This window comes from Neoroseomonas eburnea, assembly GCF_018129005.1.
GTDB lineage: Bacteria > Pseudomonadota > Alphaproteobacteria > Acetobacterales > Acetobacteraceae > Neoroseomonas > Neoroseomonas eburnea.
Genome location: NZ_JAAEDL010000011.1, coordinates 105680 through 127968 on the forward strand (window position 1 = coordinate 105680; position 22289 = coordinate 127968).

24 protein-coding genes and 1 tRNA gene are annotated in these 22289 nt (G+C 70.6%); 15 read left to right on the forward strand and 10 right to left on the reverse strand.

The window, feature by feature from the left end; genetic code table 11:
- Positions 1 to 13 precede the first annotated feature (13 nt).
- The 3 genes from GXW74_RS12945 to glmM all read right to left on the reverse strand — a co-directional run bounded on the left by GXW74_RS12945 (position 14) and on the right by glmM (position 3197).
- A complete protein-coding gene (locus tag GXW74_RS12945) occupies positions 14 to 832 on the reverse strand; it encodes a DUF1217 domain-containing protein (protein ID WP_211846929.1) in 819 nt (272 codons plus the stop codon).
- Positions 833 to 866: 34 nt separating this feature from the next.
- Positions 867 to 1676, reverse strand: a complete 810-nt coding sequence (thiD, locus tag GXW74_RS12950) for a bifunctional hydroxymethylpyrimidine kinase/phosphomethylpyrimidine kinase (protein ID WP_211846930.1) — start codon at positions 1674 to 1676, stop codon at positions 867 to 869.
- 147 nt (positions 1677 to 1823) lie between these two features.
- Complete coding sequence (gene glmM, locus GXW74_RS12955; RefSeq protein WP_211846931.1) at positions 1824 to 3197, reverse strand: phosphoglucosamine mutase; 1374 nt, start codon at positions 3195 to 3197, stop codon at positions 1824 to 1826.
- A 124-nt stretch (positions 3198 to 3321) separates the two neighbouring features.
- On the opposite strand from glmM, the gene GXW74_RS12960 reads away from it, so the two are divergent.
- Both GXW74_RS12960 and GXW74_RS12965 read left to right on the forward strand, forming a co-directional pair.
- On the forward strand, positions 3322 to 4218 hold the full coding sequence (locus GXW74_RS12960; protein WP_211846932.1) for an MBL fold metallo-hydrolase: 897 nt from the start codon (positions 3322 to 3324) through the stop codon (positions 4216 to 4218).
- A 245-nt stretch (positions 4219 to 4463) separates the two neighbouring features.
- Positions 4464 to 4721: a hypothetical protein gene (locus tag GXW74_RS12965; RefSeq protein ID WP_211846933.1), complete on the forward strand. Its 258-nt coding sequence runs from the start codon at positions 4464 to 4466 to the stop codon at positions 4719 to 4721.
- Here the strand turns inward: GXW74_RS12965 and GXW74_RS12970 are convergent.
- Positions 4703 to 4927, reverse strand: a complete 225-nt coding sequence (locus GXW74_RS12970) for a hypothetical protein (protein WP_211846934.1) — start codon at positions 4925 to 4927, stop codon at positions 4703 to 4705. The two genes, GXW74_RS12965 and GXW74_RS12970, sit on opposite strands and share 19 nt — an antisense overlap.
- A gap of 157 nt (positions 4928 to 5084) precedes the next feature.
- On the opposite strand from GXW74_RS12970, the gene GXW74_RS12975 reads away from it, so the two are divergent.
- From GXW74_RS12975 to GXW74_RS12985, 3 genes are all read left to right on the forward strand, one after another.
- Positions 5085 to 6044, forward strand: coding sequence for a Bug family tripartite tricarboxylate transporter substrate binding protein (locus GXW74_RS12975; RefSeq protein ID WP_211846935.1), 960 nt, complete (start codon positions 5085 to 5087; stop codon positions 6042 to 6044).
- Positions 6041 to 6814, forward strand: a complete 774-nt coding sequence (locus GXW74_RS12980; RefSeq protein WP_211846936.1) for a GNAT family N-acetyltransferase — start codon at positions 6041 to 6043, stop codon at positions 6812 to 6814. Before GXW74_RS12975 ends, GXW74_RS12980 begins: the two co-directional genes overlap by 4 nt.
- A 102-nt stretch (positions 6815 to 6916) precedes the next feature.
- Entirely contained in the window at positions 6917 to 7483 is a 567-nt protein-coding gene (locus GXW74_RS12985; protein ID WP_211846937.1) for a NifU family protein, read from the forward strand.
- A gap of 24 nt (positions 7484 to 7507) precedes the next feature.
- On the opposite strand, the gene GXW74_RS12990 is transcribed toward GXW74_RS12985, so the two are convergent.
- Together GXW74_RS12990 and GXW74_RS12995 are read right to left on the reverse strand one after the other, a co-directional pair.
- Entirely contained in the window at positions 7508 to 7855 is a 348-nt protein-coding gene (locus GXW74_RS12990; RefSeq protein WP_211846938.1) for a DUF5368 domain-containing protein, read from the reverse strand.
- A 13-nt stretch (positions 7856 to 7868) separates the two neighbouring features.
- Entirely contained in the window at positions 7869 to 9170 is a 1302-nt protein-coding gene (locus GXW74_RS12995; RefSeq protein ID WP_246523285.1) for an NAD(P)/FAD-dependent oxidoreductase, read from the reverse strand.
- A 288-nt stretch (positions 9171 to 9458) separates the two neighbouring features.
- On the opposite strand from GXW74_RS12995, the gene GXW74_RS13000 reads away from it, so the two are divergent.
- Positions 9459 to 10067, forward strand: a complete 609-nt coding sequence (locus GXW74_RS13000) for a malonic semialdehyde reductase (protein ID WP_246523286.1) — start codon at positions 9459 to 9461, stop codon at positions 10065 to 10067.
- A 126-nt stretch (positions 10068 to 10193) separates the two neighbouring features.
- Positions 10194 to 11060, forward strand: a complete 867-nt coding sequence (locus GXW74_RS13005; RefSeq protein ID WP_211846940.1) for a DUF6683 family protein — start codon at positions 10194 to 10196, stop codon at positions 11058 to 11060.
- 285 nt (positions 11061 to 11345) lie between these two features.
- Here the strand turns inward: GXW74_RS13005 and lhpI are convergent, their stop codons facing one another.
- A complete protein-coding gene (lhpI, locus tag GXW74_RS13010; protein ID WP_211846941.1) occupies positions 11346 to 12281 on the reverse strand; it encodes a bifunctional Delta(1)-pyrroline-2-carboxylate/Delta(1)-piperideine-2-carboxylate reductase in 936 nt (311 codons plus the stop codon).
- Between the two features lie 210 nt (positions 12282 to 12491).
- On the opposite strand from lhpI, the gene GXW74_RS13015 reads away from it, so the two are divergent.
- The 6 genes from GXW74_RS13015 (at position 12492) to GXW74_RS13040 (ending at position 19243) form a co-directional block, all read left to right on the forward strand.
- Positions 12492 to 13559 carry an amino acid ABC transporter substrate-binding protein gene (locus GXW74_RS13015; RefSeq protein WP_211846942.1) on the forward strand — a complete coding sequence of 356 codons (1068 nt, stop codon included), beginning with the start codon at positions 12492 to 12494 and terminating at the stop codon, positions 13557 to 13559.
- A gap of 88 nt (positions 13560 to 13647) precedes the next feature.
- Positions 13648 to 14850, forward strand: coding sequence for an amino acid ABC transporter permease (locus GXW74_RS13020; protein ID WP_211846943.1), 1203 nt, complete (start codon positions 13648 to 13650; stop codon positions 14848 to 14850).
- A gap of 10 nt (positions 14851 to 14860) precedes the next feature.
- The gene (locus GXW74_RS13025) at positions 14861 to 16006 is read left to right on the forward strand and encodes an amino acid ABC transporter permease (RefSeq protein ID WP_211846944.1); all 1146 of its coding nucleotides are present in this window, start codon (positions 14861 to 14863) and stop codon (positions 16004 to 16006) included.
- A 34-nt stretch (positions 16007 to 16040) separates the two neighbouring features.
- On the forward strand, positions 16041 to 16835 hold the full coding sequence (locus GXW74_RS13030; RefSeq protein ID WP_246523287.1) for an amino acid ABC transporter ATP-binding protein: 795 nt from the start codon (positions 16041 to 16043) through the stop codon (positions 16833 to 16835).
- Positions 16836 to 16887: 52 nt separating this feature from the next.
- Positions 16888 to 18861 (forward strand): potassium transporter Kup, encoded by a 1974-nt coding sequence (locus tag GXW74_RS13035; protein ID WP_408903871.1) that lies wholly within the window; start codon positions 16888 to 16890, stop codon positions 18859 to 18861.
- 10 nt (positions 18862 to 18871) lie between these two features.
- On the forward strand, positions 18872 to 19243 hold the full coding sequence (locus GXW74_RS13040) for a hypothetical protein (RefSeq protein ID WP_211846945.1): 372 nt from the start codon (positions 18872 to 18874) through the stop codon (positions 19241 to 19243).
- A gap of 78 nt (positions 19244 to 19321) precedes the next feature.
- On the opposite strand, the gene GXW74_RS13045 is transcribed toward GXW74_RS13040, so the two are convergent.
- Positions 19322 to 19397: transfer RNA gene (locus GXW74_RS13045), tRNA-Ala, on the reverse strand.
- A 122-nt stretch (positions 19398 to 19519) separates the two neighbouring features.
- Here GXW74_RS13045 and GXW74_RS13050 point away from each other — a divergent pair.
- Complete coding sequence (locus GXW74_RS13050) at positions 19520 to 20257, forward strand: CoA transferase subunit A (protein ID WP_211846946.1); 738 nt, start codon at positions 19520 to 19522, stop codon at positions 20255 to 20257.
- Between the two features lie 12 nt (positions 20258 to 20269).
- A complete protein-coding gene (locus tag GXW74_RS13055; RefSeq protein ID WP_211846947.1) occupies positions 20270 to 20923 on the forward strand; it encodes a CoA transferase subunit B in 654 nt (217 codons plus the stop codon).
- A gap of 325 nt (positions 20924 to 21248) precedes the next feature.
- Here the strand turns inward: GXW74_RS13055 and GXW74_RS13060 are convergent, their stop codons facing one another.
- Both GXW74_RS13060 and GXW74_RS13065 read right to left on the reverse strand, forming a co-directional pair.
- The gene (locus GXW74_RS13060; RefSeq protein WP_211846948.1) at positions 21249 to 21974 is read right to left on the reverse strand and encodes a class I SAM-dependent methyltransferase; all 726 of its coding nucleotides are present in this window, start codon (positions 21972 to 21974) and stop codon (positions 21249 to 21251) included.
- 64 nt (positions 21975 to 22038) lie between these two features.
- Positions 22039 to 22278, reverse strand: a complete 240-nt coding sequence (locus GXW74_RS13065) for a hypothetical protein (protein WP_211846949.1) — start codon at positions 22276 to 22278, stop codon at positions 22039 to 22041.
- Positions 22279 to 22289: the final 11 nt, after the last annotated feature.

Consider the following 22289-nt stretch of genomic DNA (forward strand, 5'->3'; position numbering starts at 1 on the left):
CGGCAGGGGCCGGTCACGCCTTGAGGCTGACGGCGAGGCTGGTGATGGTCGTGATGGCGTCGCCGCTGCTGCTGGACGCACTCTCGGCGGCCTCGTTCGCCGCCGCGATCAGGTAGCGCTCGACGAGCTTGCGGACCTGCTTCGTGTCCTGCAGCGAGTCGAGATCCATCCGCGACGTCACGGCGCGCCCCTGCGCCTCGACGGACTGCACCACGATCGCGTCGGGCAGGCCGAGGGCGGTGGTAACCACCTCGCGCATCGCGGAGTCGCCGAGCAGCGTGTAGACATCCGTGAAATTCGAGGCGTTCTCGAGCGCATAGAGCGCGTTCGACATGCCGGCCTGGCTGTCGTCCAGGCCGCTGCGGTACTGGTATTTCACATAGGCGTCGGTCAGCGTCTGGACGAGCGTCTCATCCTTCAGCCCGTCCAGCCCCGTGCTGTAGACGCCGAGCGTCTCTGCCGCATTCTGCCAGGTCGTCCCGAGCTGGGTGGCGAGCGACTCATCGTCGCTCGGATCGGAGAGGAGTGCCTTGCGCAGCAGCGCCGTGCTGTCCACCTGGTCGGCGAGGCCCAGCGCGGGTGCGATAACCTTGAGGATGCGCGGATCGGACAGCGCTTCCTCGATGGTGTCCGCCTTGTCGAGCGCGGTACGGAACTGCGCCAGCGTGCTGAGGGTGACGGGATCCTTCTCCTCCCGGGCCATCCCCTTTTCTTCCGCGCCCTCGGCGGTGGCGCGGTTCAGCGCTGGGATCGCTTCGGCTGCCGTCCCCGAGGTCGTGCCGGAGGACGACACCCCGAACAACGCCTGGACCTGGGACAGCGTTATGTTCATGCCGCATCGTCGCATGCGGCAGGTAAGCGCGGCGTTAATCGGGGATGCGGGACAGGTCCACCGTGATGCCGTGGTCGAGCGGCCCATGCCCCGCGCCATAGCCCGGCGCCGCCGCGATCGCCGCCCGCACATAGGCCCGCGCCCGCACCACCGCGTCGCGCAGCGACATCCCCTGCGCCAGCCCGGCCGCGATCGCGCTCGCCAGCGTGCAGCCGGTACCATGGGTATGGCGCGTGGCGATGCGCGGGGCGACGAATTCCTCGGCCCCCTCGGCCGTCACCAGCAGGTCGGTCACCTCGTCGCCTTCGAGATGCCCGCCCTTCAGCAGCACCGCCGGCACGCCGAGGCCGCGCAGCGCCGTGGCCGCCTCCCGCATCGCCGGCACGTCGCGGATCGGCCGGCCGGCCAGCACCTCCGCCTCCGGCAGGTTCGGCGTGATCACGGTCGCGAGCGGCAGCAGCCGCGCCTTCAGGGTCTCGACCGCGGCCGGCGCCAGCAGCGGATGTCCGCCCTTGGCGACCATCACCGGGTCGGCGACCAGCGGCACCCCCCGGGCGCGCGCGGCGATCTCCTCGCACACCGCCTCGATCACCGGCACATCGTGCAGCATGCCGGTCTTGAGCGCATCGGCGCCGAGATCGTCCAGCACAACCGTGATCTGCTGGCGGATGAAGTCGATCGGCACGCCCGCCACGCCATGCACGCCGAGCGTGTTCTGCGCGGTCAGCGCGGTGATCGCGGTCATGGCGAAGCCGCCCAGCGCCGTCACCGCCTTGATGTCAGCCTGGATGCCGGCTCCGCCGCCGGAATCGCTGCCGGCGATGATGAGGACTCGTCCCTTCATGGTCGCTCCAACACTCGGGGGGAGAAGGGAACTTCTCCCCCCGAACCCCCCACAACCTTCCTTGGCATCTGGGAACTGACAGCAGAGGCAGGCACCAGGAAACCGGAAAAGGGAGGGGGCTCGGGGGAGGTTCTCCTCCCCCGACCTTCACGCCGCCCGCGCCTTCGCCCGGATCGTATCCGCCAGCCGCGCCACCGTGGCCTCGACCAGCCCTTCCTCCTCTGCCTCCGCCATCACACGGATCACCGGCTCGGTCCCGCTCGGCCGGATCAGCACCCGCCCGCGCGCGCCGAGCGCCGCCTCCTCCGCCGCGATCGCCGCCTTCACCCCGTCGTCGTTCAGTGGCGAGGCCCCGGCATAGCGCACATTCACCAGCCGCTGCGGCAGCGGCGCGAAGCAGCGCAGCGCCTCGCTCGCCGGGCGCTTCTCCTCCACCAGCACCGCCAGCACCTGCAGCGCCGCGATCAGCCCGTCACCCGTCGTGCCGAAATCCGGCATGATCATGTGGCCCGACTGCTCGCCGCCGATGTTGCAGCCTTCCTCGCGCATCCGCTCGCCGACATAGCGGTCGCCGACCGCGGTGCGCAGCAGGCGCAGCCCCCGCGCGGCGAGGAAGCGCTCCAGCCCCATGTTGGACATCACCGTCGCCACCACCGCGCCGCCGCGCAGCCGGTCCTGCGCGTGCCAGGACCTGGCGATGAGCGCGAGGATCTGGTCCCCGTCCACCAGCTGCCCCGCCTCGTCCACCAGCACCACCCGGTCGGCGTCGCCGTCCAGCGCGATGCCGAGATCGGCGCGCCGTTCCCGCACCAGCTCCGCGAGCTGCGCCGGCGAGGTCGAGCCGACGCCGCGGTTGATGTTGAAGCCGTCCGGCGCGACGCCGATCGAGACCACCTCCGCGCCCAGCTCCCACAGCACCGTCGGCGCCACCCGGTAGGCGGCGCCATGCGCGCAATCGACCACGATGCGCAGGCCCTCGAGCGTCAGGCCGCGCGGGAAGGAGGCCTTCGCCGCCTCGATGTAGCGGCCCGGCGCGTCCTCGAGCCGGCTCGCGCGGCCGAGCCGGCCCGGCGGCACCAGCGCGGCGGTGAGGTCGCCGGCCATCAGCGCCTCGATCTCGCATTCCTGCTCGTCGGTCAGCTTCAGCCCGTCCGGGCCGAACAGCTTGATGCCGTTGTCCTCGTAGGGGTTGTGCGAGGCGCTGATCATCACGCCGAGATCGGCGCGCAGCGAGCGCGTCAGCAACGCGATCGCCGGCGTCGGCAAGGGGCCGACGATCACCACGTCCATGCCCGCGCCGATGAAGCCCGCGGTCAGCGCGGGTTCCAGCATGTAGCCCGACAGCCGCGTGTCCTTGCCGATCACCACCCGGTGCCGGTGCGCGCCACGGTTGAAGTAGCGCCCCGCCGCCTGGCCGAGCCGCAGCGCGGTGGCCGCGTCCATCGGCGCCCTGTTGGCGGTGCCGCGGATGCCATCCGTGCCGAACAGGCGGCGGGCGGGGGGGCGGGAATCCTGGGACATGCTGCGCTCCTTGACGGCTTCCCTAGCGCGTGAGTGCCCGCCGCGTCCATTCGGGCGCCGGTTTGGCGCCGCCTGCGAGGCATGCTCTGCTCCGCCGCGACAAGCAGACACGGAGCGAACGCCCATGGCCACGCCGCCGACCGAGCAGGTCCCCGCCATCCATCACCGCCGCGTCGGGGACATCGTCCTCACCGTGGTCAGCGACGGCTTCCTCGACGGCTCCATGTCCGTGCTGCAGAACATCTCCCCCGAGGAAGCCTCGGAGATGCTGCGCGCCGTCTTCCGGCCGGTGCCGCGGCGCACCTCGCTCAACTGCTTCCTGGTCCATTCCGGCGGCCGCACCGCGCTGATCGACACCGGCGCCGGTACGCACATGCAGAAGAGCTCCGGCCAGCTCCCGCGCAACCTGGCCGCCACCGGCGTCAGCCCGGCCGAGATCGACACGGTGCTGCTGACGCACATGCACCCGGACCATTCCAACGGCCTCGGCAACGCCGAGGGCGCCGCCGCCTTCCCCCAAGCCGAGCTCGCCATGCACGCGGCCGAGCATGCCTACTGGACCGACGCGGAAGCCGAGGCGGAGGTCGCCCGCAGCGGCCAGGGCGTGCCGACGGGCGGTGCCTATTTCCCCATGGCGCGGCGGCAGATGGCGCCCTACGCCGAGCGCCTGCGCCTGTTCCAGGGTGGGCAGGAGGTCTTCCCGGGCGTCACCGCCATGCACTTCCCCGGCCACACCCCGGGGCATTGCGGCTACCTGATCGCCTCGGGCGGCGAATCCCTGCTGATCTGGGGCGATATCGTCCACCTGCCGGAAGTGCAGGTGCCGCGCCCCGAGGTGACCATCCAGTTCGATGTCGATCCGGCACAGGCGGCCGCGACACGGCGGCGCGTCTTCGACATGGTGGCGACGGAGCGGACGCATATCGCGGGCATGCACCTGCACTTCCCGGCGACCGCCCATCTGGCGCGGGAGGGCGCCGGCTACCGGCTCTTCCCCGAGGCATGGACGCAGGTGCTGTAGCGGGGCGTCCCGCGCGGTCTCGCGGGCGGCATGGCCCTGCGGCCGGGCCCGGCGCCGCGGCGGATGGCCCGGCCGGTCGCGGATGAGACGCCGTTGTGCCTTGCTCGGATCTCGGGCCGGGGCGCGGCGGAGCCCTCCCCGGCGCCGTCACCTTCCGTGACGCGCCGCCGCCGTCCTGCCATCGCCGTGCCGCGGCCTTGCCTTGCGCCGGGCGTCTCCTGTCCTCGCTGGAAAGGAGGAAACCCATGCGTCGCCTGTTTCCCGCTGCCGCCCTGCTGTTCGCGACCCTCGCCGCGACCCCCGCCCTGGCCTGGGAGCACCGGCCGCACGGCCATGGCTGGCGTCCCGCGCCGGCCTGGCATCAGCCTCATCGCCATTACGGCTGGCACCGCCCCTGGCGGCCGCCCCACCATGCCTGGAACGGCGGCTGGCACGGCCCCCGGCCCTATGGCCGGCCCCATGCCGATCGCGACCGCGGCTGGGGCTACCCCCGGCGCTGGTAGGCGGCGGCCCGCCGGATCCAGTCGAGCGCCCCGGCCCGCAGGCGCGCCGCGGCCATCCCCTGCGCCGCCTCCGGGGCGCCCGTCGCCGGCCTCGCCGCGGCCGGGCGGGCAGCCGGCGCCGCCAGGGCACGTCCCGGCGCCACCGCCCCGATCCATCCGGCCGCCAGCAGCGCAAGCCCGATCGTCCCTCTGATGCCTGCCGTCATCTTCCGTCCCCAATCCGGTCGTGGCATCAGAAGAGCAGTCGCAGGTGACCGGGATGTGTCCGGTCCGCGGCGCAATGCAACAGAGGCTCTGGCGCGGGCGCATCGTCTCGCGCAGGATGACGATTACGTGATCTGGAGAGCAGGGAGCAGCCGCCTGATGCCCGGGACCGCGCGCCGCGCGCTGCTGATGGGCGCCCTCGCCCTGCCCGCGATCCGTCGGGCCGCGGCGGGCTGGACACCGTCCGGCCCGGTGCGCCTGGTGGTGCCCTTCGCCGAGGGCGGCACCAATGACGAGGTGGTGCGTGCCCTCGCCGCGGCCGCCGCGCCGCGGCTCGGCCAGCCGATCGAGGTGCAGAACAAGCCCGGCCGGGGCGGCGTGCGCGCCATCGCGGCGCTCGCCACGGCGCCGCCGGACGGCCGGCTGCTGGCGCAACTGCCGGCCTCCGCGCTGCGCATCGCGCTGCTCGAACACCTGCCCTTCGAGATCCCGGCCGACACCACCCCCATCCTCGGCGTCGCCGGGCAGGCCTTCGGCGCCATCGCCAAGGTCGGGCGCTTTCCGAATGGCTGGGCAGACTTCCTGCAGGAAGCGCGCGAAAAGCCGGGCACGCTGTCCTACGGCAGCGCCGGGGTGAACTCGAACGGGCACCTCACCATGGCGCGGCTGCTGCTGCGCGAGCGCGTGCAGGTCGCCCACGTGCCCTTCCGCGGCGCTGCGCACGGCGCGCGGGCACTGCTCGCCGGCGACGTGGACGTGATGGCGGGGCCGGTCAGTATCGGCTCCCTCGTCACCGACGGGGAGGCCGCCTGGCTGCATGTCTGGAGCGCGCAGCGCCTGCCGCGCTGGCCGGAGGCGCCGACGCTGCGCGAGCTCGGATACCGGCTGACGGTGACGGCACCCTTCGGCATCGTCGGCCCGCCGCGCCTGCCGGGCGAGGCGACCGCCGCCCTGCACGACGCCTTCCGCGCCGCGATGCGCAGCGAGGCCTTCCAGAACGAGCTGACGACGAACGACATGACCGAGGATTATCGCGACGGTGCCGCCTATGCCGCCTTCCTGGCGGAATCGGCCCGCGCCGAGGAAATGCTGATCGGCCGGCTCGGCCTGCAGCCATGATGCCGCCCGATACCGCGGCGCTGGAGCGCGCGGTGCTCTCCGCCGTGCCGGCGCCCCGCGTGGCCTTCGACGGCCCCTTCGTGCTGCGTGCCTTCGCCGGCGGCACCGGGCGGGCGAATGCGGCCTCCTCGCTCGACCCGGCGCCCGACCCGGACCTCGCGGCGCGCGTGGCGCGGATCGAGGCGCGCTACGCCGCGCTCGGCTTCGCGCCGCGCTTCCGCTCCACGCCGCTCGACCCGCCGGGGCTTGCCGCGCTGCTCGCCGCGCGCGGCTATGTCGAGAAGGACGAGACCGTGATCCTGCTGGCGCCGATCGCCGCGATCGCCGCGCCCGACGCCGCCGCCGAGATGCTGCCGGCGCCCGATGCCGACTGGATGGCGGTGACCGCGACGGCCGAGCACCAGACCTCCGCCCGGCGGCAGGAGAAGCAGGGCACGCCCCCCTTGCTGATGGTGCCCGGCGCCTGGATCACGCTGCGCGAGGGCGCGGAGGCCGCCGCCGTCATCTCCGTCGTCGCCTCGGGCGAGATCGCCGGCTTCTTCGACCTGGCCGTGCGGCCCGAGCACCGGAGGAAGGGCCTCGCCGCGCGGGCGGTGCGGGCGGCGGCGCAATGGGCGCAGGACCAGGGCGCGGCCTGGCTGTCCTGCCAGGTGGCGGCGGCGAACACCGCCTCGCTCTCGCTCAACGCCGGGCTCGGCATGGTCGAGGCCTATCGCTACCGCTATCTGGTGCGCGCGCAGGATGCGCTGCCGGCGATGCGTTTCGCCTAATCCCGCGGCGCGCCGCCCTGCCCCGCGGCGGCGACAGGTTGCACCCGGCCCCAATCCCGACCAAATAGCTCCGGTAAGCAATCGCCAGCGCGGAACCCCGCCATGTTCATCGAGACCGAAGCCACCCCGAACCCCGCCACGCTCAAGTTCCTGCCCGGGCGGGACGTCCTCGGCGACCGCGGCACCGCCGACTTCACCGCGGCGGAGGAGGCGGCCGGCCGCTCCCCGCTCGCCGAACGCATCTTTCAGGTCGGCAGCGTCGGGCGCGTCTTCCTCGGCAGCGACTTCGTGACCGTGACCAAGACCGAGGACGCAGAGTGGACGATGCTGCGCCCGCAGGTGCTCGGCGCGATCATGGAGCACTACCTCTCCGGCTTCCCTGTGCTGGAAGGCGCGGCCGAAGGCGAGCACGGCGAGGATTTCGACGACGCCGACCAGGAGATCGTGGCGCAGATCAAGGAACTGCTCGACACGCGGGTGCGCCCGGCCGTCGCCGGCGATGGCGGCGACATCGTCTTCCGCGGCTTCCGCGACGGCGTCGTGCGGCTGGTCATGCAGGGCGCCTGTTCGGGCTGCCCCTCCTCCCGCGCCACGCTGAAGCACGGCGTCGAGAACATGCTGCGGCACTACGTGCCGGAGGTCGTCGCGGTGGAGCAGGTCGACGCCTGACCTGCCCCGCGCGCCGCGCCGCCTTCAGGCGGCGCGACGGAAGAACAGGCCGAGCACCGTATAGGCACCGACCACGGTGCCGACCGCGCCGAGCACGAAGATCGCCGCGACCACCACCCAGTCGATCGGTCCGCCGATATCGGCGAAGTCCGAATGCGTGATTTCGTGCATGAGCAGCACGCCGCCGACGCCGCCGATCACGCCCAGCGCCTCCGACCACACGAGCCGGCGGGCGACCAGGCCGCGGTCGCGCACCAGCACATAGACGAAGCCGAGCGTCGCCAGCGCCGCCGCCACCAGGATCACCCAGAGCAGCGGGCCCATCATCTCCTGAAGCACGGCGACGAAGGTGCCGATGTCGAGTTCCTTCATGCTGCGGTCCTTCTCACGCCCGGCCCTGGATCATGGCGAGGTAGGTCGGCTTCAGCGCGACCTCCTTCATGATCCAGGTGATCCACAGTTCCTCGAGCGGCGCGATGACGCCGGGGAAGGAGGGGACCAGATTGTCCTGGTAGTCGAACTCCACCAGCATCGCGCGGCCGATGCGGGTGATCAGCGGGCAGGAGGTGTAGCCGTCGTAGCGCGCCGCGCTCTGCCGGCCCTCGATGGTGGCGACCAGGTGGTCCACCATGACCGGCACCTGCCACTTCACGCTCGCCGCTGTCTTCCCCTTCGGCACGCCGGCGATGTCGCCGACGGCGAAGATCTCGGGGAAGCGGACATGGCGGAGGGAATGGCGGTCCACCTCGGCCCAGCCTTCGCGGGCCCAGGCGCCGGTCTGCCAGCGCAGCGGGGAATCGCGCACGACGTCCGGCGCGCGCATCGGCGGCACCACGTTGATGAAATCGTAGCGGAACTCCTTCGGCCCCTCCGCCGTGCGGAAGGTCGCGACCTTGCGGCCGAGGTCGATGGCCGAGAGGTCATGGCCGTAGTTCACCGCCACGCCGCGGTCCTGGTAGAGCATGCGCACGCGCTCGGCGACGATCGGCACGCTGAACAGCGCGCGCTGCGGCGCGTTGTAGATGAGTTCCGCCTTCCCGCGATTGCCGCGCCGACGGAGGATGTCGTCGGTGATAAAGGTGTATTTCAGCGGCGCGCCGGCGCATTTCATCTCCGTGGAAGGCCGGCCGAACAGGCCGATGCCGCCGCGGTCGGCGAAGGCGGACATGGCGCGCCAGGTGGCCTCGGCCTGCGCCGGCCCGGCATAGACCGAGCCGAGCCCGTCCTGGCCGATGCGTGCGGTGTCCATGCCCTCGATGGCATCGAAGTCGAGCGAGAGCCCGGTGGCGAGCACCAGGAAGTCGTAGGGTACCCGGCGGCCGGCATCGGTGGTCACGGTCTTGGCCCCGGGGTCGATCTCGGCGGCCCGCTCCTCCACCCATCGCACGCCGCGCGGGACGTAGTCCGCGGTGCGGCCGACCGTGTAGGCGGGGTCCTTGAGCCCCGCCGCCACCAGGGTGAAGCCCGGCTGGTAGAAATGCGCCTGGCGCCGGTCGAGCATCGTGATCTCGGCACCATCGAGCCGCTGCGCGAGGCGTGCGGCAGCCGCGAGCCCGGCGGCGCCGGCGCCGGCGATGACGATGCGCGCCCGTGTCGCAACCGCCGCCTGCGGCTGCGGCGGTGCCATTGCGGCCGCCGCGGCCGCCAGCACGGCGGCACGCCGGGTGAAGGCAGGGATCTTCGCCATCCTGGTGGGTCCTCCCGATGAATGCATGGCCGAGGCTCGGTCGCGTCACTTTGATGTAACGTAAGATTTGCGTTATATCTTCATAGACGAATATATTGCAAGCCACGCTCCGAAAGGCGGCTCGCGCCGCCGCCGTGACGGAGCCGGCACCGTGCCCGCCAGCCGTCCCGAGGCATCATTTCCGGCGTCGATGGCCGCCATTCCTCTGCCGCCCTGGTGTTTCCCGGCCGATCGTCCATATCGCCCGGTGACGCTATCCTCCTCATCCTCTTCCGCAGGATCCCCGACATGGACGTGAACATGGCCCACGAGACGATCGACGAGCGCGCCCTCGACCAGCTCTTTCGCGAGGCTCGGACGCACAACAAGTGGCAGGACCGGCCGGTGCCGGAGGCCAAGCTGCGCGAGATGTACGACCTGCTGAAGATGGCGCCGACCTCGGCCAACGCCTCTCCGGCGCGCTTCGTCTTCGTGCGCACGCCGGAAGGCAAGGCGAAGCTGAAGCCCGCCCTGTCGGCCGGCAACCTCGAGAAGACGATGACCGCGCCGGTCACCGTCATCGTCGCCCACGACCTGCATTTCTACGACAAGCTGCCGGTGCTCTTCCCGCACGCCCCGGATGCGAAGAACTGGTTCACCGGCTCGGCCTCCTTCGCCGAGCAGACCGCCTTCCGCAACGGCTCGCTGCAGGGCGCCTACCTCATCCTCGCGGCGCGCGCGGTCGGCCTCGATGCCGGGCCGATGAGCGGCTTCGACGCCGCCAAGGTGGACGAGGCCTTCTTCGCCGGCACGAACTGGAAGACGAACTTCCTGGTCAACCTCGGCTACGGCGACCCGGAGGGCCTGTTCGCGCGCAATCCCCGCCTCGACTTCGAGGAAGCGGCGCGCTTCGAGTGAAGCGGACGGGGGGCGCCGGAGCGGAGCCCCCCGAAATGCTTCAGGGCATGGCCGGGGCGGGTCTGGACTCCGGACCGCCGCAACCGGATATGCTGCAGCACAGGCCGCAGCATCGGTGACCGGACCATGCCTCGCTCCCTATTCGCCTCCATCGCGATCGCAGCCCTCGCCGCCGCGCCGGGGCTCGCCCAGGCACAGAAATCCGGCGAGGACAGCCGGCCGGCGGTGATGTCCTTCGGCGCCGGGGGCCTCGGCACCGACGGTGCCGCGGCGATCGGCGCCGGTCTGCGCATCTTTCCCGCAGCCGGCGCCACGCCGGCACCGATGCCGGTGCCGAGCGTCACCCCGAGCCCGCCGCCACTGCCGCCGAGCGCGGCGCTGCCGGGCGGCAAGCCCGCCCCTGCCGGCGCGGCACCCGTCGCCGGCGCCGGCAAGCCCTCGCCGCTGGCGCCGACCGGGACCGCCGCGCTGCGCAGCCCGACCGCCTTCACCCCCACCGCCGCCGTGACGGCGCGCGTCCGGCAGGAGGTGCTCGCCGCCGCCCTCCCGACCAGCCCCAACCCGGCCGGGCTGCGCGCGGCGGTGCAATCCGGCGCGCCCTGGCAGGAATTCGACCGGCTGCTCATGCAGCACGGCTACGACCCGCGCGACCTCGCGGACGTGGTGGGCGCCTTCTACCTGATCACCTGGGAGGTCGCGACCGGCGGCGACGCCACGACGCAACCCGCCGGCATCGCCGCAGTGCGCGGCCAGGTTCGGCAGATGCTGGCATCCGCGCCGAACCTCGCACGCATGAGTGAGGCCGAACGCCAGGCGACGGCCGAAACCCTCGCCTTCCATGCCATGGCCATCGCTGCCCGCCACCGGGACCTGCACAACGCCGGCGCCGACCTCGTCGCCTACCGCGCGGAGGTCGCGCAGGCGGTGGGGCAGTTCCAGGGCATCGACCTGCGGCGGTTCACCCTCACGGCGAGCGGGTTCCAGCAGCGGTAGCTGGATGGCGCGGGGCGCGAGTTGACGGGGGGGGGGCTTCGCCCCCCCGGGCTCCCCCAGCAGGGGACACGGTCCCTTGCACCCGCGGCAACCTGAGGCATCGGCTTCCAAGGCGTTTCGTTCACAGCAGGTGCCAACGCCGGCGCGATGCACCGGCGATGGAACTCCCGGCGGCATCGGCGTGCAGGGTCGGTGTGGCGGCTGCGAACGAAGCGAGGACCGCACCGCGTCGGACGGAAGCCCGGCCGGGATGGGATCGGAACCCTTCTCCGGCATGACGGCCGATCAACCGGTGCTCCGCCGATAGGCGAGGATGGCCGCGGCGAGATCCTCGCCCGCCCAGCCGACCGACTTGAACACGGTGATGTCCTCCGCCGAGCCTCGGCCCGGATGCGTGCCGCGGCAGAGATCCGCAAGTTCCGCCGCGACCTGCCCTTCCCCGATCGCGCCTTCGGCGATGGCCTGGACGATGTCCCCGGCCTCGGCCAACGCGCCGGCGCGCGTATCCACCACCAGCGTCGCGCGCGCGAGCAGCGCGCCGTCGGCCTCCCGCATGTCGCGGCGATAGGCGCCGACCAGGTCGACATGCGTGCCTGGCCGCACCTCCGCCCCGCGCACCAGCGGCGCGGTGGAGAGCGTGGCGGCGGCAACGATGTCGGCCCCGGCAGGGTCGGGGCGATCGACGGCGCGGGCGGGCAGCCCCTCCTGCCCCAGCGCGGCGGCGAGACGCGCGGCATTGGCCGCGGTCGGCGACCAGATGGCGATGTCGGTGATCGGGAAGCGCGCGGCATATCCTTCTGCCAGCGCCCGCGCGACCTTGCCGCTGCCCAGCAGGAGCAGGCGGGCGCTGTCCGGCCGCGCCAGGTATCGCGCGGCCAGCAGGCTCGCAGCGGCGGTGCGCCGGTCGGTCAACTCGCCGCCGTCCAGCAGGGCGAGCGGCGCACCGGTCGCGGCATCCGAAAGCAGGTAGGCGGCATGCACGGCCGGCTCCCCGCGTGCCGCATTCCCGGGCGCCACGTGCACGATCTTGACGCCGGTGTGCCCGCCGGCGCGCCAGGCCGGCATCAGCAGCAGCGTGTTCTCCGCTCCGCCGGTGCCCGGCATGACGTGGCGATGGCGCAATGGCGCCTCGCAGCCCTCGCGGAACATCCCGGCCAGCGCCTCGATCAGCCCGTCCCACGGCAGGGCGGCGCGGATCGCATCCCGGTCAAGCTGCAGCATGCATCGAATCCCTGTTCGGCAACGCCCATCCCGGGGGGCGGCGCGAGCGGGCAGGTTTGCCCCCGCGGCCCGCGGTTTGCTAGGCCCCCTCCCCCCGAGGGTCCGGGGCGTCGTGAGGGGGATGTCTTGCGCGTTGATCCGCGCCCTTCCGTGGCGCAGCATGGCCGCCTGGGAGTACCGGTCCCGCCGGACCTGGTGGGCGGGATATGTATGGGGAGAAGTTCCGTGAAACAGCCTGTTCGGCCGACCGTCCTGCGCAGCCTTGCCGCGGCCCTGCTTGCGATGGCGGTTTCGTTGCCGGCCACGGCGCAGCAGCAGCCTGCCGCGCCGGCCTCGGTAACGCTCGATGCCATCCGGGCACGCGGCACGCTGATCTGCGGCGTGAATACCGGGCTCGCCGGCTTCGCCCAGCCCGACAGCCAGGGCGTGTGGCGCGGCTTCGACGTGGACTATTGCCGCGCGGTCGCGATCGCACTGTTCAACGACCCGGACAAGGTCCGCTTCGTGCCGACCACCGCGCAGAACCGCTTCACCGCGCTGCAGTCGGGCGAGGTCGACATCCTGTCGCGCAACACCACCTGGACGCTGTCGCGCGACACCTCGCTCGGCTTCGACTTCGCCGGCATCACCTTCTACGACGGCCAGGGCTTCATGGTGAAGGCGAGCCTCGGCGTACGCAGCGCACGCGAGCTCGACGGCGCCACCATCTGCGTGCAGCCGGGCACGACCACCGAGCAGAACCTGACCGACTGGGCGCGCGCCGCGCGCATCCGCTTCCAGCCGGTGGTGATCGAGCGGCTCGAGGAGGTGGTGAACGCCTACCTCTCCGGGCGTTGCGATGCCTTCACGACGGACGTCTCCGGTCTCGCCGCGACGCGCGCCGTGCAGCCTCGCCCGGCCGAGCACGTCATCCTGCCCGACGTCATCAGCAAGGAGCCGCTCGGCCCGCTGGTGCGCCACGGCGATCAGCGCTTCTCCGATCTCGTGCGCTGGATCCATTTCGGCCTGCTGACCGCCGAGGAATTCGGCCTGACCAGCCAGACCATCGGCCAGGCGGCCGGCGACGCGCGGCCGGACGTGCAGCGCCTGATCGGGCGGAGCGGCGACCTCGGGCGCATGCTCGGCGTGGACAATGCCTTCATGGTGAACGTGGTGACGCGCCTCGGGAACTACGGGCAGATCTTCGAACGCAACCTGACGCCGATCGGCATCCAGCGTGGCCCGAACGCGCTGTGGACGACGCCGGGCGGGCTGCAGTACGCGCCGCCCTTCCGCTGAGCGATCATTCGCGGGGCGGGGATCATCCCCAGCCCCGCGGCATTTCCCCGCCCCCCGGCGGGCAACAAGACAGGTGAGGCTAGAGAACATGTCTGACGCGACCGTGGATCCACGCTTCCGGCGAAAGCCGCCAAAACGGCCATTGCGGCTGTCCTGGGCGGATGAGCGCGTGCGCGGCATCGTCTGGCAGCTCGTCGTCGTCGGCATCGTCGGCTCGATCATCTATTGGCTGTGGTCGAACACCGTCCACAACCTCGAAGTGCGCCGCATCGCGACCGGCTTCGGCTTCCTCGGCCGGGAGGCGGGGCTGCCGATCGCCGAGCACCTCATCCCCTACGACCCGACCGACACCTACCTGCGGGCGCTGACCGTCGGCGTGCTCAACACGCTGAAGGTCGCCGTGGTCGGCATCGTGCTGGCGACCATCCTGGGGACCGCGATCGGCATCGCGCGCCTGTCGAAGAACTTCCTCGTCGCCAAGATCGCGGCCTTCTACGTCGAGGTGATCCGCGACCTGCCGCTGCTGCTGCAACTGCTGTTCTGGTACACGATCATGCAGGGCCTGCCGGGTCCGCGGCAGGCACTGAAGCCGCTGGACGGCGTGTTCCTGTCCAACCGCGGGTTCCGGCTGCCGGCGCTGGTCTGGGAAGGGGCGCACACGGCCGCCGTGCTGGCCTGCCTGGCCGGCATCGTCGCCACCTGGCTCTATGCGCGCTCGGCGCGCGCCAAGCAGATGGCGGACGGGCAGCCGCGCCGGGTCTGGCCAGCGGCGATCGCGCTGATCATCGGCCTGCCGCTGCTGGTGTGGCAGGCGATGGGCGCGCCCTGGGCGATCGACTGGCCGGCGCTGCGCGGGTTCAACTTCCAGGGCGGCATGAGCATGAGCCCGGAATACGCCGCGCTGCTGATCGGCCTTGTCACCTACACCGCCGGCTTCATCGCGGAGGTGGTGCGCGCCGGCATCCTCTCGGTGAGCCAGGGGCAATGGGAGGCGGCGCAGGCGCTCGGCCTGCGTCACGGGCCCGTGCTGCGGCTGATCGTGCTGCCGCAGGCGTTGCGCGTGATCATCCCGCCGATGACGTCCAACTACCTGAACCTGACGAAGAACTCCTCCCTGGCGGTCGCCATCGGCTACCAGGACATCGTCAGCATCGCGAACACCACGCTGAACCAGACCGGCCAGGCGATCGAGGGCATCGCCATCATCATGCTGGTCTACCTGACCATCAGCCTGTCCATCAGCCTCTTCATGAACTGGTACAATGCCAAGATAGCCTTGGTGGAACGGTGAGGGCCCGGCCATGAGCGACATCACCGCAAGCACGCCCACCCTGCACGGCGGTAGCCCGGCGCGCAGCGCGCCGATCACCGCCGTCGGGCCGATCGCCTGGGTGCGCGCCAACCTCTTCTCGGGCTGGCTGTCCACCGCGGTCACGCTGGTGCTCGGCTATCTCATCGTGCGCGCCGTCATGGGCTTCGTGGACTGGGCCTTCGTCAACGCCATCTGGTCTGTGCCGGTGAACGGCAACGGCGTGGCGCAGACCCAGGCCTGCCGCGAGTTGCACGGCACCGGCGCCTGCTGGGCCGTGGTGACCGAGAAGCACCGCTTCATGCTCTTCGGCACCTATCCCTTCGAGCAGCACTGGCGTCCGGCCCTGGTCTGCCTGCTGTTCGTCGCCCTCTACATCGTCTCCTCGATGCGGAGCTTCTGGAACTGGCGGCTGATCCCGATCTGGGCAGGCACGCTGACCGCCATCGGCATCCTGATGTGGGGCGGCGTCCTCGGCCTGCCCTATGTCCCGCAGGAGCGCTGGGGCGGCCTGCCGATCACGCTCATCCTCGCCACCTTCGGCCTCGCCTTCGCCTTCCCGCTGTCGATCCTGGTCGCGCTCGGGCGGCGGTCGAACCTGCCGGCGATCAAGGCGCTTTGCGTGCTGTACGTGGAGCTGATCCGCGGCGTGCCGCTGATCTCGCTGCTGTTCATGGCCTCCGTCATGTTCCCGCTCTTCCTCCCCGAAGGGATGAACATCGACAAGCTGCTGCGCGCGCAGATCGCCATCATCCTCTTCGCCGGCGCCTACCTGGCGGAGGTGGTGCGCGCCGGCCTGCAGTCCCTGCCCAAGGGGCAGTACGAGGCCGCCGACGCCATGGGCCTGTCCTACTGGCAGAAGACCGGGCTGATCATCCTGCCGCAGGCGCTGCGCACGGTGATCCCGCCGCTGGTCAACACCTTCATCGGCTTCTTCAAGGACACCTCGCTGGTGCTGATCATCGGCATCTTCGACCTGCTGACGGCGGGCAAGACCGCGATCGTCGAACCTTCCTGGCAGGGTTTCGGCGTCGAGGTCTATGTCTTCGTCGGCCTGATCTACCTGGTCTTCTGCTTCGCCATGTCGAAGTACAGCCAGGGGCTCGAGGCGGAACTCAACCGCCACCGCCGCCGCTGACGCACGAAACAACAGGTCTGGGACACGACACGACATGAGCGCAGCCCTCGATACGCAAGGCCACATCGCTTCCGCGGCGCGCACCGACGCCCCGCCGGCGATCGTGCTCGACAAGGTCAACAAGTGGTTCGGCGCGCTGCATGTGCTGCGCGACGTGGACCTCCAGGTCGCTCTCGGCGAGCGCGTGGTGGTCTGCGGGCCCTCGGGCTCCGGCAAGTCCACCATGATCCGCTGCATCAACCGGCTGGAAACCCACCAGGAAGGCAAGATCCTCGTCGACGGGATCGAGCTGTCGGACGACCTCCGCTCCCTCGATGCCATCCGGCGCGAGGTCGGGATGGTGTTCCAGTCCTTCAACCTATTCCCCCACCTCACCATCCTCGAGAACTGCACCCTCGCGCCGATCTGGGTCCGCAAGATGCCCAAGAAGGACGCCGAGGAGCTGGCGATGGAGTACCTCACACGGGTACGCATCCCGGAGCAGGCGAAGAAATACCCGGGCCAGCTCTCGGGCGGTCAGCAGCAGCGCGTCGCGATCGCCCGCGCGCTCTGCATGAAACCCAAGATCATGCTGTTCGACGAGCCGACCTCGGCCCTCGATCCCGAGATGATCAAGGAGGTGCTCGACACCATGGTCATGCTGGCCGGCACCGGCATGACCATGATCGTGGTGACGCACGAGATGGGCTTCGCCCGCCAGGTCGCCGACCGGGTGGTGTTCATGGACCGCGGCGAGGTGGTCGAGGTCGGCACCCCCGAGCAGGTGTTCAACGACCCCAAGACGGATCGGCTGAAGATGTTCCTCAGCCAGATCCTGCGGGGACACTGACCGCAGGCGCGGCGGCGATGCCCGCGCTGCCGCCCCCGCCGCCGCCGCCGCCATGCGTGGCCGGGGGTGGCGGGATTGCATTGGCATGCCCGCCGGCCCTATGGCTCCGCACCTTGCCGCACCGCAGCGAGGTCCCGTGACCGCTCCCCCCCCCGGCCATGACAAATCCCAGGCCCTGTCGCCCGCCCTCATCCTGGGCGTGCTCGGCGTCGTCTACGGCGACATCGGCACCTCGCCGCTCTACGCCCTGCGCGCCGCACTGCTGCACTTCACCGATGGCGGGCTCGAACGCTGGGAGATCCTCGGCATCCTCAGCCTCATCATCTGGGCGCTGATCCTCACCGTCACGGTGAAGTACGTCGTCTTCATCCTGCGGGCCGACAATCGCGGGGAAGGCGGCATCCTCGCGCTCATGGCACTGGCCCAGCGCGGCATCGAATCCGAGCGTGCCCGCTGGGCGGTGGCGCTCATCGGCATCACCGGCGCCTGCCTCTTCTTCGGCGACGGCATCATCACCCCGGCAATCTCCGTGCTGTCGGCGGTGGAGGGGCTCAAGATCGTCTCCCCGCATTTCGAGGAGGCGGTGATCCCGATCGCGGTGGTGATCCTGCTTGCGCTGTTCCTCGTGCAGTTCCGCGGCACGGGCAGCATGGGTGCGGTGTTCGGGCCGGTCTGCGCCTGCTGGTTCCTGGCACTCGCCGTGCTCGGCGTCATCGAGATCGTGCACAATCCGGAAGTGCTGCTGGCGCTGTCGCCGCACTATGCGGTGCAGTTCTGCCTGACCTACAGGCTGGTCGCCTTCATCGCCTTCGGCTCCGTCGTGCTGGCGGTGACGGGGGCGGAGGCGCTCTACGCCGACATGGGCCATTTCGGCCGGCGGCCGATCCGCTGGGCCTGGCTTTGGCTGGTGCTGCCCTCGCTCGCGCTGAACTATCTCGGGCAGGGCGCGTTGCTGCTGCGCGAGGCCGAGGCACTGGAGAACCCCTTCTTCCTGCTCGCCCCCGACTGGTTCCGCCTGCCGCTGGTCTTCCTGGCGACCGCGGCGACGATCATCGCGAGCCAGGCGATGATCTCGGGCGCCTACACCATCGCCCGGCAATGCGTGCAGCTCGGCTTCATCCCTCGGCTCGAGGTGCGCCACACCAGCGAGACCGAGGAGGGGCAGATCTACATGCCCCAGATCAACATGATGCTGCTGATCGGCGTGGTGATCCTGGTGATGGCGTTCCACACCTCGGACAACCTGGCCGCGGCCTATGGCATCGCGGTGACGGGCACCTTCGTCTGTACCTCCTTGCTCGCGATCATCGTCTTCCGGCGGCAGTTCGGCTGGGCCTGGCCCTTCGCGATCGGCGTCTTCGGCCCGCTGCTGGTGCTCGACCTGCTGTTCTTCGTCTCGAACGTGCTCAAGATTCCGCAGGGCGGCTATGTGCCGCTGGTGCTCGGCGCAGGGCTCTTCGCGATGATGACGACCTGGCATCGCGGGCGGGAGTTGCTGTTCGCCCGCTTCCGGCAGGACGGGCTGCCGCTGCGCTCCTTCATCGCGCGGCTGCCGCATTCGCGCACGCTGCGCGTGCCGGGCACCGCGGTGTTCATGACCAGCCAGGCGGATTTCCTGCCCGGCGCGCTGCTGCACAACCTGAAGCACAACAAGGTGCTGCACGAGCGCGTGCTGTTCGTGACCGTGACCAACGAGCCGATCCCCTTCGTGGCACCGGAGCGGCGGCGCCAGGTGGAGGAACTCGCCCCCGACATCCACCGCGTCTCGCTTCTCTACGGCTTCCAGGAAAGCCCGAACATACCGAAGGAGCTCGAATCGCTGCGCGAGGTCGGCATCCCCTTCGAGCCGATGCAGACCTCCTACTTCCTCGGCCGCGAGACGGTGGTGGCCGCCGCCGTGCCGAAGATGTCGCAGTGGCGGCAGTGGCTCTTCACCATCATGAGCCGCAACGCCGTGCCGGCGACGGAATTCTTCCGCATCCCGTCCGACCGCGTGGTCGAGCTCGGCGTGCGGGTGGCGATCTGAGAGGCATGCCATGGCCGCGGTGACAGTGATCCTCGCTCTCGCCGCCGGCCCAGGCTTCCCTCAGGGCAGCCCAGAGCATCGCTACGAGATCGAGCTGGCGCTCGATGCCGGCGGCCGGCCGGATGCGGCGGCCTGGTCGGCGGACCCGGTGCCCTGGCGGGCGCGGCGGATCCTGCCCGGTGCCGAGCCCTTGCCCGGCGACGTGCAGCACGACCCCGACCACGGCTGGTCCATCCGCTTCTTCGGCGCACCGACGGAAGGGCCGGACGTGCCGGAGACCCGATTCGACTGCGGCCCGGACCCGGTGCGCCCGGGCGAATACGTGACGGTCACGGAGCCGGACGGGGCGGAGTTCGTCTACCGGGTGGTGGGGGTGGGCTGAAGCGAGCGGGCCGGCGATGGCCGGCCGTGAAAACGCCAAGAGCGGCTTCCGCACGGGGCGAAAGCCGCTCTTGAGGGGTGGTGGAGCCAAGGGGAGTCGAACCCCTGACCTCCTGAATGCCATTCAGGCGCTCTCCCAACTGAGCTATGGCCCCCCGGGAAGAGGCGCGGGGTATAACCTCCGCTCTTCGCCCCCGCAAGGGGGCAAGTCCCTCTTTCGGCGCGCCGCGCGGAAAGGTAGGGAGAAGGCCTCGAAGGCTCGAAGCGGGGAGTGTCCATGGGCAAGGTCTATCCAGACGCGAAGGCGGCGCTGGCCGGCGTGCTGCGCGACGGCATGGTCATCCATTCCGGCGGCTTCGGCCTGTGCGGCATCCCCTCCCTGCTGATCGAGGCGATCCGCGAATCGGGCGTGAAGGACCTCACGGTCGTCTCGAACAATGCCGGCATCGACGATGCCGGGCTCGGCCTGCTGCTCAAGACGCGGCAGATCCGCAAGATGATCAGCAGCTACGTCGGCGAGAACGCGGAATTCGCCCGCCAGTACCTCGCCGGAGAACTCGAGATCGAGTTCAACCCGCAGGGCACGCTGGCCGAGCGCATCCGCGCCGGCGGCGCCGGCATCCCCGCCTTCTTCACCAGGACCGGCGTCGGCACCGACGTCGCGAAGGGCAAGGAGACGCGGGACTTCGACGGCGAGACCTATGTGATGGAACGCGGGATCTTCGCCGACCTCGCCATCGTCCACGCCTACAAGGGCGATACCGAGGGCAACCTCGTCTATCGGAAGACGGCGCGGAACTTCAATCCGATGATGGCGACCGCCGCCAAGGTCACGGTGGCGCAGGTCGAACACCTGGTGCGGCCCGGCGAGATCGACGCGGACCACATCCACACCCCCGGCATCTTCGTGAAGCGCATGATCCTCTGCCCGCCGGGCTACGACAAGCGCATCGAACAGCGCACCGTGCGCAAGCACCCCGCCGCCGCGGCGGCTGGCGCCGAATCCCTGGCCTGAGGAGAAGCGGACATGCCCTGGAACCGCGACGAGATGGCCGCCCGCGCGGCCCGCGAACTGCAGGACGGATTCTACGTCAACCTCGGCATCGGCATCCCGACGCTGGTGGCGAACCATGTGCCCGCCGGCATGAACGTGCAGTTGCAGAGCGAGAACGGCATGCTCGGCCTCGGCCCCTTCCCCTATGAAGGGGAGGAGGATCCGGACCTGATCAACGCCGGCAAGCAGACCATCACCCAATTGCCGACCAGTTCGTTCTTCGATTCGGCCCAGTCCTTCGGGATGATCCGCGGCGGGCATATCGACCTGTCCATCCTGGGCGCACTGCAGGTGGCGGCGAACGGGGACCTCGCGAACTGGATGATCCCCGGCAAGATGGTGAAGGGGATGGGCGGCGCGATGGACCTCGTGGCCGGCGTGAAGCGCGTGATCGTGCTGATGGAGCACACAGCGGGCGGCAAGCCGAAGCTGCTGAAATCCTGCACCCTGCCGCTGACCGGCGCGCGGGTGGTGGACATGGTCATCACCGACCTCGGCGTCTTCGAGGTGGCCCGCAAGGGGCCGACGCGCCTCGTGCTGACCGAACTCGCCCCCGGAGTGAGCGAGGCGGAGATGCGCGAGAAAACCGAGGCCGAGTTCGAGGTCGGGCTCAAGGCGGCGGCGTGAGCGGCCTAGGGCTGCGCGCGTCGGCGCCCGTTCCGATGGTTCAGCGCGGAACGGGGGGTTGCTTTTCAGGCTGGTGAATCGAGGGGGCTTCGCCCCCTCGAGCTCCCCCACCAGGGGACGACGGTCCCCTGGACCCGCGGTGACTCAAGATCTTGGGTTCCGAAGCGCTTGGGCCACCGGAAAAGCGGCGGCGCCCGTCTTGGAAGCGTTCCGACCGCCGGCTGGAGCGGTTTCCGTTCGCCTTGGCTCAAGGCAAGCGCTCCAGCCTTCTGTTTTCGCGAGCATCTTTGCCCGATCAGGTGATTCCACCTGATCGGGATCTGCTCTAACGAACCTGCCCCAGCACGAAGGCCGTGAGCCCGAACACGCGATTGTGCCGGAACACCGGCAGTTCGGCGCGGCAAAGGCCGCTGAGCACCGTGTTCACCACCGGTCCGTGGTGGCGCATGTCGCTGCGCGCCTCCGGCGATTGCCCCGACCAGGCCTGCCCGATCGCCGCCGGCAGGCGGCGCAGGGCCGCGATCGGGAAGACGCTCGCGAAGAAGTAGCAGGAACGATGGATGTCGAGCCCGCAGTCGCGCGCGACGGCCTCGATCTGCCGCACGGTGTAGCGCCGGCGATGACCGAGGAACACATCGTGCCCGCTCCAGAGCCACTGGAACGCCGGCACGCTGATGAGCACCGTGCTGCCCGGCCGCGCGAGCCGCAGATACTGCCCGAGCAGGCCGGCATCGTCGTCCACATGCTCCAGCACATCCATCAGGAGCAGGAGATCCGCATCCGTCCCGTCGATCTCGCGCCGGAACAGGATGGGCTTGCCGGCCTCCTGCTCGTCGCGGTCCGCGGGATAGTTGGGATCGACGCAGACCGCGCGCTCGGCCCTGGTCGCGCGGAGGATCTCACGGGCGAAGAAGCCCGACCCGGCGCCGACATCCAGCACCGATCGCGGCGCACGATCCCCGAGCAGAGACAGGACGGCGTGACGCTTGCTTCGGTAGTACCAGTGCGCTCCGATGGAGTCGCCCAGCACGTCCTGCTCGAGCAGGTCCATGCATCATGCTCCCGGCGTCGTCGCTGCGAATGTCGCGAAGATGCAGGCTAGCAGGCGATAACCATCACGGAAACAACACGAAAGCGCCGGTCGCCGGGATCGGCGCGCGGCCCGATCCGTCGCCCACGCCTCCACGATCTGGATCGCCCAACGTGACCTTCCGATGCCGGATCCGCCGAGGATTGCCCTTGGTGGATCCGGCGTGCGCCGCCGGCTCGCGCATGGCCTCCCCGCCGCTTCCCGCGCGCATGCCTGATCGTCGAAGGCCGAGGCGCCGGCGATCCGGCATGAAGATGAGCCGCACGACCGCCGCAC

What these genes read in the sequence shown, in the direction of transcription:
- GXW74_RS13020 (WP_211846943.1), top strand. Translation starts at nt 13,648, where the DNA reads ATGTCTGACGCGACCGTGGATCCACGCTTCCGGCGAAAGCCGCCAAAA.
- GXW74_RS12990 (WP_211846938.1), bottom strand. Translation starts at nt 7,855, where the DNA reads ATGAAGGAACTCGACATCGGCACCTTCGTCGCCGTGCTTCAGGAGATG.
- GXW74_RS12985 (WP_211846937.1), top strand. Translation starts at nt 6,917, where the DNA reads ATGTTCATCGAGACCGAAGCCACCCCGAACCCCGCCACGCTCAAGTTC.
- GXW74_RS12975 (WP_211846935.1), top strand. Translation starts at nt 5,085, where the DNA reads ATGCCCGGGACCGCGCGCCGCGCGCTGCTGATGGGCGCCCTCGCCCTG.
- GXW74_RS13060 (WP_211846948.1), bottom strand. Translation starts at nt 21,974, where the DNA reads ATGGACCTGCTCGAGCAGGACGTGCTGGGCGACTCCATCGGAGCGCAC.
- GXW74_RS12970 (WP_211846934.1), bottom strand. Translation starts at nt 4,927, where the DNA reads ATGACGGCAGGCATCAGAGGGACGATCGGGCTTGCGCTGCTGGCGGCC.
- GXW74_RS13035 (WP_408903871.1), top strand. Translation starts at nt 16,888, where the DNA reads ATGCGTGGCCGGGGGTGGCGGGATTGCATTGGCATGCCCGCCGGCCCT.
- GXW74_RS13015 (WP_211846942.1), top strand. Translation starts at nt 12,492, where the DNA reads ATGGGGAGAAGTTCCGTGAAACAGCCTGTTCGGCCGACCGTCCTGCGC.
- GXW74_RS13055 (WP_211846947.1), top strand. Translation starts at nt 20,270, where the DNA reads ATGCCCTGGAACCGCGACGAGATGGCCGCCCGCGCGGCCCGCGAACTG.
- GXW74_RS12965 (WP_211846933.1), top strand. Translation starts at nt 4,464, where the DNA reads ATGCGTCGCCTGTTTCCCGCTGCCGCCCTGCTGTTCGCGACCCTCGCC.
- GXW74_RS13030 (WP_246523287.1), top strand. Translation starts at nt 16,041, where the DNA reads ATGAGCGCAGCCCTCGATACGCAAGGCCACATCGCTTCCGCGGCGCGC.
- GXW74_RS13025 (WP_211846944.1), top strand. Translation starts at nt 14,861, where the DNA reads ATGAGCGACATCACCGCAAGCACGCCCACCCTGCACGGCGGTAGCCCG.
- GXW74_RS13000 (WP_246523286.1), top strand. Translation starts at nt 9,459, where the DNA reads ATGGACGTGAACATGGCCCACGAGACGATCGACGAGCGCGCCCTCGAC.
- GXW74_RS13040 (WP_211846945.1), top strand. Translation starts at nt 18,872, where the DNA reads ATGGCCGCGGTGACAGTGATCCTCGCTCTCGCCGCCGGCCCAGGCTTC.
- GXW74_RS12960 (WP_211846932.1), top strand. Translation starts at nt 3,322, where the DNA reads ATGGCCACGCCGCCGACCGAGCAGGTCCCCGCCATCCATCACCGCCGC.
- GXW74_RS12995 (WP_246523285.1), bottom strand. Translation starts at nt 9,170, where the DNA reads ATGGCGAAGATCCCTGCCTTCACCCGGCGTGCCGCCGTGCTGGCGGCC.
- GXW74_RS12980 (WP_211846936.1), top strand. Translation starts at nt 6,041, where the DNA reads ATGATGCCGCCCGATACCGCGGCGCTGGAGCGCGCGGTGCTCTCCGCC.
- lhpI (WP_211846941.1), bottom strand. Translation starts at nt 12,281, where the DNA reads ATGCTGCAGCTTGACCGGGATGCGATCCGCGCCGCCCTGCCGTGGGAC.
- GXW74_RS12945 (WP_211846929.1), bottom strand. Translation starts at nt 832, where the DNA reads ATGAACATAACGCTGTCCCAGGTCCAGGCGTTGTTCGGGGTGTCGTCC.
- thiD (WP_211846930.1), bottom strand. Translation starts at nt 1,676, where the DNA reads ATGAAGGGACGAGTCCTCATCATCGCCGGCAGCGATTCCGGCGGCGGA.
- GXW74_RS13005 (WP_211846940.1), top strand. Translation starts at nt 10,194, where the DNA reads ATGCCTCGCTCCCTATTCGCCTCCATCGCGATCGCAGCCCTCGCCGCC.
- glmM (WP_211846931.1), bottom strand. Translation starts at nt 3,197, where the DNA reads ATGTCCCAGGATTCCCGCCCCCCCGCCCGCCGCCTGTTCGGCACGGAT.
- GXW74_RS13050 (WP_211846946.1), top strand. Translation starts at nt 19,520, where the DNA reads ATGGGCAAGGTCTATCCAGACGCGAAGGCGGCGCTGGCCGGCGTGCTG.